Origin of the sequence: Pseudomonas sp. NPDC087817 (assembly GCF_044742875.1) — a bacterium.
Taxonomy (GTDB): domain Bacteria; phylum Pseudomonadota; class Gammaproteobacteria; order Pseudomonadales; family Pseudomonadaceae; genus Aquipseudomonas.
Genome location: NZ_JBIUVJ010000027.1, coordinates 49,916 through 62,798, shown reverse-complemented (window position 1 = coordinate 62,798; position 12,883 = coordinate 49,916). Strand labels below are relative to the sequence as shown.

7 protein-coding genes are annotated in these 12,883 nt (G+C 59.6%); 6 read left to right on the top strand and 1 reads right to left on the bottom strand.

Annotated features, from left to right (window positions below):
* Positions 1–188: 188 nt before the first annotated feature.
* The 6 genes from recC (at position 189) to ACIONG_RS17930 (ending at position 11,892) form a co-directional block, all read left to right on the top strand.
* Entirely contained in the window at positions 189–3,641 is a 3,453-nt protein-coding gene (gene recC, locus ACIONG_RS17955) for an exodeoxyribonuclease V subunit gamma (RefSeq protein WP_401301562.1), read from the top strand.
* Positions 3,638–7,327 (top strand): exodeoxyribonuclease V subunit beta, encoded by a 3,690-nt coding sequence (recB, locus tag ACIONG_RS17950; RefSeq protein ID WP_401301556.1) that lies wholly within the window; start codon positions 3,638–3,640, stop codon positions 7,325–7,327. Before recC ends, recB begins: the two co-directional genes overlap by 4 nt.
* Positions 7,324–9,432, top strand: coding sequence for an exodeoxyribonuclease V subunit alpha (recD, locus tag ACIONG_RS17945; RefSeq protein WP_401301553.1), 2,109 nt, complete (start codon positions 7,324–7,326; stop codon positions 9,430–9,432). The genes recB and recD overlap by 4 nt, the downstream gene beginning before the upstream one ends.
* Positions 9,433–9,551: 119 nt before the next feature.
* Positions 9,552–10,127, top strand: a complete 576-nt coding sequence (locus ACIONG_RS17940; protein ID WP_401301550.1) for a YfiR family protein — start codon at positions 9,552–9,554, stop codon at positions 10,125–10,127.
* Positions 10,124–11,392 carry a diguanylate cyclase domain-containing protein gene (locus ACIONG_RS17935; protein WP_103303275.1) on the top strand — a complete coding sequence of 423 codons (1,269 nt, stop codon included), beginning with the start codon at positions 10,124–10,126 and terminating at the stop codon, positions 11,390–11,392. Before ACIONG_RS17940 ends, ACIONG_RS17935 begins: the two co-directional genes overlap by 4 nt.
* Positions 11,393–11,397: 5 nt before the next feature.
* A complete protein-coding gene (locus tag ACIONG_RS17930) occupies positions 11,398–11,892 on the top strand; it encodes an OmpA family protein (RefSeq protein ID WP_315449280.1) in 495 nt (164 codons plus the stop codon).
* On the opposite strand, the gene ACIONG_RS17925 is transcribed toward ACIONG_RS17930, so the two are convergent.
* Complete coding sequence (locus tag ACIONG_RS17925; RefSeq protein WP_103303272.1) at positions 11,889–12,836, bottom strand: LysR family transcriptional regulator; 948 nt, start codon at positions 12,834–12,836, stop codon at positions 11,889–11,891. The genes ACIONG_RS17930 and ACIONG_RS17925 overlap by 4 nt on opposite strands.
* Positions 12,837–12,883 lie beyond the last annotated feature (47 nt).

Sequence of the window (12,883 nt, the reverse complement as noted above, 5' to 3'; positions counted from 1 at the left end):
GGTTTCCCCATGTGAGAGTAGGTCATCGTCAAGATTAAATTCCGAAACCCCAATTGCGAAAGCAGTTGGGGTTTTGTTTTGCCCGCAGGAAAGTTCTTACAGCACTCATAGACGCCGTCCGGCTGTCATCATCTGCCGACAATGCTAAGGTTCTGACCTGGCTGTTTTTATTCTCCCAAGGAAGTCTTATGCCGGACGCCCAGTCCCTCAACGCTGCATTCATGGTGGTTCAGAGCAATAGCCTGGACGAACTGCGCAGCCTGGTGGTCAGCATAATGCGGCGCTATCCGCTGGCTCCCTTGGAGAACGAAATTGCCCTGGTGCAGAGCAATGGCATCGCGCAGTGGCTTAAATTGGCCTTGGCTGAAGATCCTGAGGAAAACGACCTCGGTGGTTGTGGTATCGCAGCGGCGATAGATGTTCAACTGCCCGGCAGTTTCATGTGGCAGCTCTACCGTATGGTTTTGGGCCGAGATGAAATTCCAGCCAAATCCCTGCTCGATAAAGCTCCGCTGACCTGGCGCCTCATGCGTCTGCTGCCTCAGGTCATCGACCGTCCGCATTTCGAACCGTTGCAACGCTTCCTCACTCACGACACCGACTTGCGCAAGCGCTATCAGCTATCCGAGCGCCTGGCGGATCTATTCGACCAATATCAGGTGTATCGAGCCGACTGGCTTGAGGATTGGGCGGAAGGTCGGCATCAACTGCGCAATGTCAGAGGCGAAGTAAAGCCACTACCGCCCACCAGTTGCTGGCAGGCTGAACTCTGGCGCGCGCTCCTGGAAGATGTAGGTGCAAAAGGTATGGCGCAAAGCCGCGCCGGTGTACATCAGCGATTTATCGAGCGCATCGGTAGCATCGAGCACGCACCTACCGGGCTGCCTTCGCGAGTGATCGTCTTCGGGATTTCTTCGCTTCCGGCTCAAGTACTTGAAGCTTTGGCTGGCCTCGCCCGGTTCAGCCAGGTTTTGCTGTGTGTGCACAACCCATGTCGGCATCACTGGGCCGACATCGTTGCGGACAAAGATTTGCTGCGTCACCAATACAAGCGGCAATCGCGCAAGAGCGGCATGCCTGTCGTACTTGATCCCGAGACAATGCATCAACACGCCCACCCTCTATTGGCAGCATGGGGTAAGCAAGGCCGTGACTACATCAACCTGCTCGATAGCTATGACGACCCAAACAGCTATCGAGCGGCATTTCGCGATGGGCGTATCGACCTGTTCAGCGAAAATCAGCCGCATAACCTGCTCAATCAACTCCAGGACGACATTCTCGAATTGCGCCCACTCGAGGAGACCCGCGAGCATTGGCCGGCCGTTGATCTGGCACACGACAATTCGATCCGTTTTCACATCGCTCACAGCGCTCAACGTGAGGTGGAGATTCTCCATGATCAGCTGTTGGCACGTTTCAGTGCCAATCCGGATCTACGCCCTCGCGACGTGATCGTGATGGTGCCGGACATCGACAGCTATGCGCCGCATATTCGCGCGGTGTTTGGTCAGCTTGATCGATTTGATCCACGCTTTATTCCTTTCACATTGGCAGATCAGGGCCAACGTGGTCGTGATCCATTGCTGATTGCGGTTGAACACCTGCTCAAACTGCCGGACAGTCGTTTCCCTGTCAGTGAAATTCTCGACTTGCTCGACGTTCCCGCATTACGCGCTCGTTTCGGCATGGAGGAGCGTGACTTGCCGACGTTGCACCGCTGGATTGAAGGCGCTGGTGTGCGTTGGGGAATGAACGCGGAGCAGCGTGCCGGGCTAGGTCTGCCGGATGAACTGGAGCAGAACAGCTGGCATTTCGGCCTGCGACGAATGCTTCTTGGCTACGCTGTCGGCAGCTCGACTGACTGTGCGGGTATCGAGCCCTATGATGAAATCGGGGGACTGGATGCCGCATTAATCGGGCCGTTGGTGGCCCTGCTCGATGCTCTGGAACTCGCACATCAGGAACTCACCCGGCCGGCACAGCCCAAGGAGTGGGGGCATCGGCTGCAAGCGTTGATGCAGCTGTTCTTTAAAGCCAGTAACGAACACGACGATTACTTGCTGACCCAATTGGAAGAGCTTCGTGAAACCTGGCTGGAGACCTGCGAGGCTGTTGGCCTTGAGGATGAGTTGCCCCTGACTGTCGTTCGCGAGGCCTGGCTCGCGGGGCTGGATCAGGGCCGTTTGTCTCAACGCTTTCTTGCCGGCGCGGTGAACTTCTGCACGCTGATGCCTATGCGTGCCATTCCTTTCAAACTCGTTTGTTTGCTGGGGATGAACGACGGCGATTACCCCCGTGCACAACCGCCTCTCGATTTTGACCTGATGGGTAGCGACTATCGTCCGGGCGACCGTTCCCGGCGAGAGGATGATCGCTATCTGTTGCTCGAGGCGCTGCTTTCTGCACGTAATCAGCTCTATATCAGTTGGGTCGGTCGCAGCATTCGTGACAACAGCGAGAGACCTGCTTCGGTGCTGATCGGCCAGTTACGCGATCACCTCGCCAGTGGTTGGCGATTGATCGATGACAGTCAGGACTTGTTGAGCGCCATGACCGAAGAGCATCCACTGCAACCCTTCAGTGCCCGCTATTTCCATGAGGGAGATCAACTGTTCAGCTATGCCAGCGAGTGGCAGGTTCTGCATCAACCTCATGAGCTACGAAACGAGGCTGAGTTACTCGCCCCCTATGTACAAGAGGAACCGTTGAGCCTGGCTCTGTTGCAGGACTTTTTACGTAATCCGGTTCGGCATTTTTTCACCCAGAGACTCAAGGTCTACTTCGAAGCCGCCGATGCACCGCTAGCCGATGAAGAGCCTTTTGTACTCGACGCCCTGCAGCGATATACGCTCAGCGACAGCCTGCTGGAAGCAGCGCTCAGGCAGCCGGACAATGTCGAGCAAGCGCTCGAGGCGCAGGCGCGACGTTTGCAAAATAGCGGCCTGTTGCCAATGGCCGGATTCGGCGAGTGCCTGCAAAGGGAATTGATTGAGCCACTGCCGGACTTGCTACAACGCTATCAGCAACTATTGACGCTTTGGCCGACTCCGCTCGCCAGTGCCATCCCGATCAGTCTCGAGTTGCAGGGGTTGCGTCTTGAAGGATGGCTCTCGGGTTTGCATCAACGCGCCGACGGAGGCGTGTTGTCGGTCACGACCATTCCCAACAGCATCGGCTCGATCAAAAGCCGCAAATGGCATCGACTGATCAAACCCTGGGTCAATCATCTCGTGGCCTGCGCCAGCGGGCTCTCATTGACCACCGCATTGGTGGCCAGTGACGACACATTGCTGCTCGAGCCGATGGAACAAGACAGAGCCGTTCGGTTTCTTGGCGACCTTCTTCTCGCCTGGCTGGCTGGCATGCGTCAGCCTCTGCCGATCGCAGTGAAGACCGCTTTTGCCTGGTTATCTCAGACCGATCCGCTCAAAGCTGAAGCGGCTGCTCGCAAAGCCTACGAAGGTGACGGACAGACCAGTGAAGGCGAACGCCGCGAAAGTCCGGCGCTGTCCCGCCAATTTGCCGACTTCGCTGCATTACTCGCGGACGAAACATTTTCCGGCTGGTGCGATGCTCTTTATCGACCTCTGTTGGAAGCGCCCTGGCGCTCATTGTCCAATGAAGGGGCGCGCGCATGAGTACGAAGACACCCCTTGCGCTGGCATTCCCTCTGCGTGGCAGCCAGTTGATCGAAGCCAGCGCCGGCACCGGCAAAACCTTCACCATTTCTGCGCTCTACCTACGCCTGATTCTTGGCCATGGCGGCGAATCGAACGGGTTCGCCCGCGAACTGTTGCCGCCGCAAATTCTTGTGGTGACGTTCACCGACGCGGCAACCAAGGAGCTGCGTGAGCGGATTCGCACGCGTCTCGCCGAGGCCGCGCGATTCTTCCGCGATGAGACGCCAGCGCCTGACGGATTGATTGCCGAACTACGAGATCAATTCGATCCGCAGCAGTGGCCAGGTTGCGCCAATCGCCTGGACATCGCCGCACAGTGGATGGACGAGGCCGCGGTCTCCACCATCCACAGTTGGTGCCAGCGCATGTTGCGCGAACATGCTTTCGATAGCGGAAGTCTGTTTACCCAATCCCTGGAAACGGATCACAGCGATTTGCTCGGCGAAGTGCTGCGCGATTACTGGCGGCTGTTCTGTTACCCGATGCAGGGCGATGCGTTGAATTGGGTTCGCAGCAACTGGGGTGGACCTGCGGCGTTGCTGCCTCGGGTGCGAGGCTTGTTCGCCAGCGAGCGCGAGAGCGACGAAAGCAAGGCCCCGGCGGAGTTGATCGATGATTGTCTGCAAGAGCGGCGCGCTGCGTTGATCGAATTGAAAATGCCGTGGCGGCAGTGGGCTGATGAGTTGCTTGCGATTTGTCATCAAGGTGTTGCGAGTAAAAGCGTCGATGGTCGCAAGATGCAGGCCCGCTACTTTGAGCCGTGGTTCGAAAAGCTCAAGAACTGGGCTGAAGACGAGTCCCTCGAACAGCTGGACATCGGCACCGGATTCACTCGGCTGACGCCCGACGGAATGGCTGAAGCCTGGAAAGGCCAGGCTCCAGCTCATCCGGGGCTGGACGCCATGCCGGGGCTCAAGTCGAGTCTCGATGCATTGCCAACCCCCGATGCTGCCGTACTGCAACACGCCGCCAAGTGGGTAGGTGCACGCTTCGAAGAAGAGAAACGCCGGCGTGCCGAGATGGGCTTCGACGACATGCTCTTGCGTCTGGATGCTGCGCTGCAGTCAGAGGGCGGCGAACGCCTTGCCACATTGATCCGCGAGCAATTCCCGGTTGCACTGATCGACGAGTTCCAGGACACCGACCCGGTGCAGTACCGGATCTTCGAAAGCATTTACCGCATCGAGCACAACAATCCGGACACCGGACTGTTTCTGATTGGCGACCCCAAACAGGCGATTTACGCGTTCCGTGGTGCGGACATCTATACCTACTTGCGTGCTCGCCAAGCCACCACCGGCCGACTGCATACCTTGGGCACCAACTTCCGTTCCAGCCATGGCATGGTGAAAGCGGTCAATCACGTGTTCGAGCGCGCCGAATCCCGTGAGCAGGGCCGCGGCGCGTTTTTGTTCCGGGAGAAGAACGGTGAAAACCCGGTACCGTTCCAACCTGTCGAATCCCAAGGCCGTAAAGAAGAACTGCAGATTGCCGGGCAGGACGTCGCGGCGCTGAATGTCTGGCACTTATCCACCGATCAGCCGCTGTCAGGCGCGGTCTATCGCCAGCAATTGGCGGCTGCATGTGCCAGCGAAATCACCGCGCTGCTCAATGGCGGCCAAAACGGTAGCGCTGGGTTTATTCAGGACGGCAAGGACTTCAAAGGCCTGCGACCTTCCGATATCGCAATCCTCGTTCGTGACGGAAAAGAAGCTCAGGCGGTGCGCGGTGAGCTCGCCAATCGCGGGGTCCGCAGCGTTTATCTGTCCGACAAGGATTCGGTTTTCGCAGCTCAGGAGGCACACGACTTGCTGTCCTGGCTCAAGGCTTGTGCCGAGCCGGATGTCGAGCGCTCCCTGAAAGCCGCGCTGGCCTGCATCACCCTGAATTTGCCACTGGCTGAGCTGGAGCGTCTGAACCAGGACGAACTGGTTTGGGAAACCCGCGTCATGCAGTTCCGTGGCTATCGTGAACTATGGCGCAAACAAGGTGTGCTGCCGATGCTGCGGCGCCTGCTGCATGACTTCCGCTTGCCGCAGACCTTGATCGCCCGCAGCGACGGCGAGCGGGTGCTGACCAACCTTCTGCATCTGTCAGAGCTGATGCAACAAGCCGCTGCCGAACTGGACGGCGAGCAAGCGCTGATCCGTCATCTGGCGGAACTGCTGGCGTTGTCAGGTCAGGCCGGTGAAGAGCAGATTCTGCGTCTGGAAAGCGACGAGCAACTGGTCAAGGTCGTGACCATCCACAAATCCAAAGGCCTCGAATATCCACTGGTGTTCCTGCCCTTCATTTGTTCAGCAAAACCGGTGGATGGCAGCCGATTGCCGCTGCATTACCACGACGCTTCGGGCAAGGCCCAATTGAGCCTGAAGCCCACCGCCGAGCTGATTGCGCAAGCCGATGAAGAGCGTCTGGCCGAAGACTTGCGCCTGCTCTATGTCGCCCTCACCCGCGCCCAACATGCCTGCTGGCTGGGGGTGACGGATCTCAAACGCGGCAATAACAACAGCTCGGTGCTACACCTTTCTGCCCTTGGCTACTTGCTCGGCGGTGGCGCCTCTCTGGGTGAGTCCATCGCCCTTGATCGTTGGCTGCAAGACCTGCGACAAGATTGCCCTGCCATCAGTGTCGGTGAAATGCCGCAGCCCACCGACGAGCACTATCAGCCACCGCGTAATGACGCCATCCTCAGTGCCACTCTGCTGCCCAAGCGCAAGGCCAGCGAAAACTGGTGGATCGCGTCTTACAGTGCGCTGCGTATCAGCGACGTATTGAGTGTTGGCAGTGATGAAGCACCGGACAGTCCTCAAGCACAAAAGCTTTTCGATGACGAGCGACTCGATCCCGACGCGCCGCGAGAAATCATCACCGGTGGCGCCGACATCCATCGTTTCCCGCGTGGCCCCAATCCCGGAACCTTTCTCCATGGGTTGCTGGAATGGGCGGGTGACGACGGTTTCGCCGTTACCCGTGAGGCATTGGAAGACGCGATTGCCCGGCGCTGTAATCTGCGCGGTTGGGAAGGCTGGATCATCACTCTAAGTGACTGGTTGCAGCATTTGCTCCAATTACCGCTGCCGATCGGTGACAGCCAGCCGCCGGTCATTCTGGAGCAACTGAAACAGTACCGGGTGGAGATGGAGTTCTGGTTCGCCAGCCACAAAGTCGACGTACTCAAACTCGATGAACTGGTGCGGCAATACACGCACAACGGCGTGGCTCGGGTAGCCGCAGAGCCGGTGCAGCTCAATGGCATGTTCAAAGGCTTCATCGACCTGACCTTCGAGCACGACGGCCGCTATTACGTGGCAGATTACAAATCCAACTGGCTGGGCATCGATGACCTGGCCTACACCGAGCAGGCCATGGAACAGTCGATCCTCGATAATCGCTACGACCTGCAATATGTGCTGTACCTGTTGGCGTTGCATCGCCAGCTCAAGGCACGATTGCCCGACTACGATTACGATCGGCATGTCGGTGGCGCGCTGTACCTGTTTCTGCGCGGCACCCGCGCAGCCAGTCGCGGTGCTTACTTTGTGCGACCTCCGCGCGAGTTGATCGAGCGTCTGGACCGGATGTTCCAGGGCAAACCTGAACCCAAGGCCGAGCCCTTGTGGGAACAGGGAGTCTTGTTATGAGCCGCACCCTGGACGATCTGCTGCCGACACCGCTGGCTGCCGACAGCCTGTCGACACTCGCGCCCCTGACCCGCGCCGATGATCTGCTGGTGCTGCTCACCCGTTGGGTCGAGCGTGGCTGGCTGCGTGCCCTGGACAAAGCATTCGTAGCATTCCTCCATGAGCTTGAGCCTGAAACTGACCCACTGGTGCTGCTCGCCGCCGCGCTCACCAGTCATCAACTCGGTCATGGGCATGTCTGCCTGGACCTGTTCGAAACCCTCAAGGCTCCGGATTTTGCCTTGTCGCTGCCGCCCGAAGGCGATGTGCAGGGCGGGATGTTGCTGTTGCCCTCGCAATTGCTTGAGGCCCTCGACGGTGCGCATTGGTGCAAGGTTCTGGCGGCGAGCGCGTTGGTTGCATTGTCGGCTGACGGCAGTGATTCGGCGCAGCGACGGCCATTGGTGTTGTCCGGGAAGCGTCTGTACCTGAGACGCTACTGGGCCTATGAGCGCCGCATTGATCTCGCCTTGCGCCAGCGTCTCGCACAGCGCGAGGCGACCCCGGATGATCTGCCGCAGCGGTTGAATGAGTTGTTTGGCTCGGCGAAATCCGGCGATGTGATCGACTGGCAAAAACTCGCCTGTGCCATCGCCACGCGTGGCGCCTTCAGCATCGTCACGGGTGGCCCGGGCACCGGCAAAACAACGACGGTGGTGCGTTTGCTCGCGCTGCTTCAGGCGCCGGCGGTGGAGGCTGGCCATCCACTGCGCATTCGCCTGGCGGCGCCGACCGGCAAAGCCGCGGCGCGGTTGACCGAGTCCATCAGCCAGCAAGTGCAATCGCTGACAGTCACCGAAGACGTACGGGCGAAAATTCCCTGCGACGTGACCACCGTGCATCGTTTGCTCGGCAGTCGCCCTGGCACTCGACACTTTCGGCACCATGCCGGCAATCGCTTGCCTCTGGATGTGCTGGTGGTCGATGAAGCATCGATGATCGATCTGGAAATGATGGCGAATCTGCTCGACGCCTTGCCGCCCCACGCGCGTTTGGTATTGCTCGGTGACAAGGATCAACTGGCCTCCGTGGAGGCCGGTGCGGTACTGGGTGATCTGTGTCGCGACGCCGAGAGTGGATGGTACAACCCGAAGACCCGCCAGTGGCTGGAGTCGGTCAGCGGTGAAACCTTGCAGGGCAGCGGTTTGTGTGAAGACATCGACGACACTCATCCACTGGCGCAACAAGTGGTGATGTTGCGTCACTCACGGCGTTTCGGCGAGGGTAGCGGGATCGGCCAACTCGCGCGCCGGGTCAATCAGCAATTGCCGGATGAGGCGCGCCAGTTGCTGTCGGCGGGGCACTATGACGATGTGTATTCGTTGCCGCTCAAGGGCGAGCACGACCACAAGCTGGAGCGACTGTTGCTTGAGGGACATGGCGATGGCCCACAAGGTTATCGGCATTATCTGAGTGTGCTGCGCGATCAGCGCCCACCGCCCGGCCGGCCGCTCGAACATCCGGACTGGATCACGTGGGCCCGGGAAGTCCTGCAAGCGTTCGACACCTTTCAGCTGTTGTGTGCGGTGCGCAAGGGGCCGTGGGGTGTGGAAGGTTTGAACCTGCGTATTACCGCCGCTTTGCTCAAGGCCCGACTGATCGACAATGACCAGCAATGGTACGAGGGCCGGCCGGTGCTGATGACGCGCAATGACTACGGCCTGGGTTTGATGAATGGCGATATCGGTATTGCCTTGAAGCTGCCTGAGCGCGAAGGACCCGATGCCGGCAAACCGGTGCTGCGTGTAGCTTTCCCGCGCAATGATGGCCGGGGCGGGGTGCGTTTCGTGTTGCCGAGTCGGCTCAACGATGTCGAAACCGTGTACGCCATGACGGTGCACAAATCCCAGGGCTCGGAATTTGCGCACACCGCGTTGATCCTTCCGGATGCCCTGAATCCAGTGCTGACCAAGGAGCTGATTTACACCGGCATCACCCGGGCCAAGCACTGGTTCACCCTGATCGAGCCGCGAGCTGGGGTGTTCGAAGAAGCCGTGCAACGCAAGGTTAAGCGCCTGAGCGGGTTGATGCTGGAACTGGAAGAGGGTGCTGAGCCCCGAGGGTGAAAAAATAAGCGATTGATGGCAATTATTGACTAGCCAGTCAGGAGTCACTGTCTCGCTGGTGATTCAGCGCTGTGCTATCGTTGCGGCATCATTTCGCTACGATCCAAGAGAATCCCTGCATGAAGGTGGCTGTCTGGGCGACAGAGCGCGTGTTTCGCTGCAAGCGCGCAGTGCTTGTCGGTCTGCTCTGTGCGCTGGCGGGCATGGCCGTCGCGCAGCCGCAACCGCCGCCGGGCATGGCTGAGCAACGCGCTCAAGCTGTCACCAAAGTTGTTCTGGGCATTCTCAGCTACGCGCGCTGGCCGGTGGAACCTGCGCAGTTGCGCCTGTGTATCGTCGGTCCTACCGAGTACACCGACGATCTGGTCAAAGGCACGACCCAGGCCACTGGCCGACCCGTCACCGTGCGCCGCCTGCTGGCAGATAACCCGGTCATCGCCAGCGAGTGCGATGCGGTGTACATCGGCAAACTCACAACGGATGAGCGCAGCCGCCTGTTTACCTCGCTGATCGGTCATCCGGTGCTGAGCATCAGCGAGGGCGGTGATCAGTGCACGGTGGGCAGTCTGTTTTGCCTGCGGGTTGGCGACGATCAGGTGTCTTTTGAAGTCAATCTCGACTCCGTCGCCCGCAGTGGCGTACGCATTCACCCAAGCGTCCTGCAATTGTCGCGTCGCAAACCGGCGGCGCCATGAAACTGTTCGGTTCGAAAGTTCGCCCCACGCTGGGCTCGGTGATTGGTCGCGGCAACTTGATTGTGGCGCTGGTGGCCGTGACGATGGCCAGCGTCTCGCTGACCCTGCTGGGTGTTCTGGCGCTGCGGGTTTACGCCGATCACAACTTGCACCTGATTGCCCGCTCGATCAGTTACACCGTCGAAGCGGCGGTGGTGTTCAACGACAAGGCTGCCGCCACTGAGTCGCTGGCGCTGATTGCTTCCACTGAAGAAGTGGCGGACGTCCAGGTGCTGGACGCTCAAGGCCAGTTGCTCGCACGCTGGCAACGACCGGAAAACGGCTTTTTCTCCGGGTTGGAAATGCAGATCACCCGTGCCGTTCTGGAAAAGCCGATCGACCTGCCGATCCTGCATCAGGACCGTGAAATCGGGCGCGTTCTGCTGATGGGCCATGGTGGCAGCCTGATGAGCTTTCTGCTCAGTGGTCTGGCGGGGATTATCCTCTGTACCGCGATCAGCGCCTGGGTCGCGCTCTCTCTGGCTCGGCGCCAGTTGCGCGGCATCATTGGCCCGCTGCACAAACTCGCTGCCGTCGCCCATGCCGCGCGCAGCGAGCGAGCGCTGGATCGTCGCGTACCGCCGGCGCAGATCGCCGAACTCGACAATCTCGGCAACGACTTCAACGCCCTGCTCGACGAACTGGAGTCGTGGCAAACCCATCTGCAGAACGAAAACGAAACGCTCGCCCACCAGGCCAGTCACGACAGCCTGACCGGGCTGCCGAATCGCGCCTTTTTCGAGGGCCGATTGATCCGTGCGCTGCGCAACGCCAGCAAACTTCACGAGCGCGTGGCGGTGCTGTTTCTCGACAGTGATCGTTTCAAAGGCATCAACGATAACTTCGGCCACGCCGCCGGGGACGCGGTGCTGGTAGCAGTCGCTAACCGAGTGCGCGCCCAGTTGCGTGAGGAGGATCTGGTCGCGCGGCTCGGCGGTGACGAGTTCGCCGTGTTGCTGACCCCCTTGCACAAGATCGAAGACGCCGAGCGCATCGCCGACAAGATTCTCGCCAGCATGGACGTGCCCATCGCGCTGCCGGGGGACACCAGTGTCGTGACGTCGCTCAGTATCGGCATCGCCGTTTACCCCGATCATGGCGCCACGCCAGGTGCGTTGCTCGATGCCGCCGATGCGGCGATGTATCAAGCCAAGCGTTTGTCACGCGGCGCCCAATTCACGGCCGGGTCGGAGCACCCGGTCGATCCCGTTCAAACCAGGAGCTGATTCCCGTGTTCACACTGCCCATTCGAATTTTTTCCATCCTGCTGTTGATGGTCACACTGACCCTGACCGGTTGCCAGACTGCCCCGCAAAAAGGCCTGACTCCCGCGCAAATTGCCGTGCTCAAACAGCAAGGTTTTGAGTTGACCGACGAAGGCTGGGAGTTCGGCCTGTCGGGCAAAGTGCTGTTCGGCAGCGATGTCGAAAGCCTGAACAATCAAAGCACCGAGATCGTCGAGCGCATCGGCAAGGCACTGCTCAATGTCGGGATCGAGCGAGTGCGGGTCGATGGCCACACTGATGCATCGGGCAAGGAAAGCTACAACCAGCAACTGTCCCTGCGCCGGGCCAAAAGCGTGGCCAAGGTGCTGGGCACGGTCGGCATGAAGCCAGAAAACATTCAGCTGCAAGGCCTCGGCAGCAAAGAGCCGGTGGCCTCCAACGACACGGCGGCGGGTCGCACGGAAAACCGCCGGGTGTCGATTGTGGTCAGCGCCGACTAATCAGCGAATTGCATCTCACGGGTCTGCCCCATCAGCAGACCCTGATTGCGCTCGGTCACCTCGCGGATGTAATCCCACAACAGGGTGATCCGCTTCAACTTGCGCAGGTCCTCCCGGCAGTACATCCAGAACTGTCGGGTGATGTCGATTTCCTCGGGCAACACCGGCAGCAGGCGTGGATCCTGCGCGGCGAGGAAACACGGCAAAATCGCCAGTGAACGCCCCTGCTGCGCCGCGACGAACTGCGCGATCACACTGGTGCTGCGCAAATGCGCGTTGGCGCCGGGCAGCACATTCGCCAAGTAGAGCAGCTCCGAGCTGAACGCCAGGTCATCCACATAACTGATGAATTGATGCTTGCTCAAGTCGGCCGGGCGGCGGATTGGTGGGTGTTGGTCGAGGTAATCCTGGGTGGCGTAGAGCTGCAAGCGGTAATCGCAGAGTTTGCAGCAGACGTAGGGGCCATGTTCCGGCCGTTCCAGCGCAATGACGATGTCGGCCTCGCGTTTGGACAGGCTTATGAAGTGCGGCAGCGGCAGGATATCCACCGAGATTGCCGGGTAGGCGTCGACGAAATGGCTCAATTGCGGCGTGATGAAAAAACTGCCGAAGCCTTCGGTGCAACCCATGCGCACATGCCCGGATAACGCCACGCCGGAGCCGGAAACCTGTTCGCAGGCCATGTGCAACGTGCTTTCAATCGACTCGGCATAGCCGAGCAAACGCTGGCCTTCGGTGGTCAGCACGAAGCCGCTGGTCCGCGACTTCTCGAACAGCAAGGTGCCTAACGCCGCTTCCAGTGAACTGATCCGCCGCGACACCGTGGTGTAGTCGACGGCAAGCCGTTTGGCGGCGGTGCTGGCCTTGCGGGTGCGGGCGACTTCGAGGAAAAACTTGAGGTCGTCCCAGTTCAGCGAACCTAGAGAGGTGATGTTTTTTTGCATGATGGACGGGCTTATATGTGCGTTCTTATTAGAAGTTTGCACCGGTA

What these genes read in the sequence shown, in the direction of transcription:
- recD (WP_401301553.1), top strand. Translation starts at nt 7,324, where the DNA reads ATGAGCCGCACCCTGGACGATCTGCTGCCGACACCGCTGGCTGCCGAC.
- ACIONG_RS17935 (WP_103303275.1), top strand. Translation starts at nt 10,124, where the DNA reads ATGAAACTGTTCGGTTCGAAAGTTCGCCCCACGCTGGGCTCGGTGATT.
- recC (WP_401301562.1), top strand. Translation starts at nt 189, where the DNA reads ATGCCGGACGCCCAGTCCCTCAACGCTGCATTCATGGTGGTTCAGAGC.
- ACIONG_RS17940 (WP_401301550.1), top strand. Translation starts at nt 9,552, where the DNA reads ATGAAGGTGGCTGTCTGGGCGACAGAGCGCGTGTTTCGCTGCAAGCGC.
- recB (WP_401301556.1), top strand. Translation starts at nt 3,638, where the DNA reads ATGAGTACGAAGACACCCCTTGCGCTGGCATTCCCTCTGCGTGGCAGC.
- ACIONG_RS17925 (WP_103303272.1), bottom strand. Translation starts at nt 12,836, where the DNA reads ATGCAAAAAAACATCACCTCTCTAGGTTCGCTGAACTGGGACGACCTC.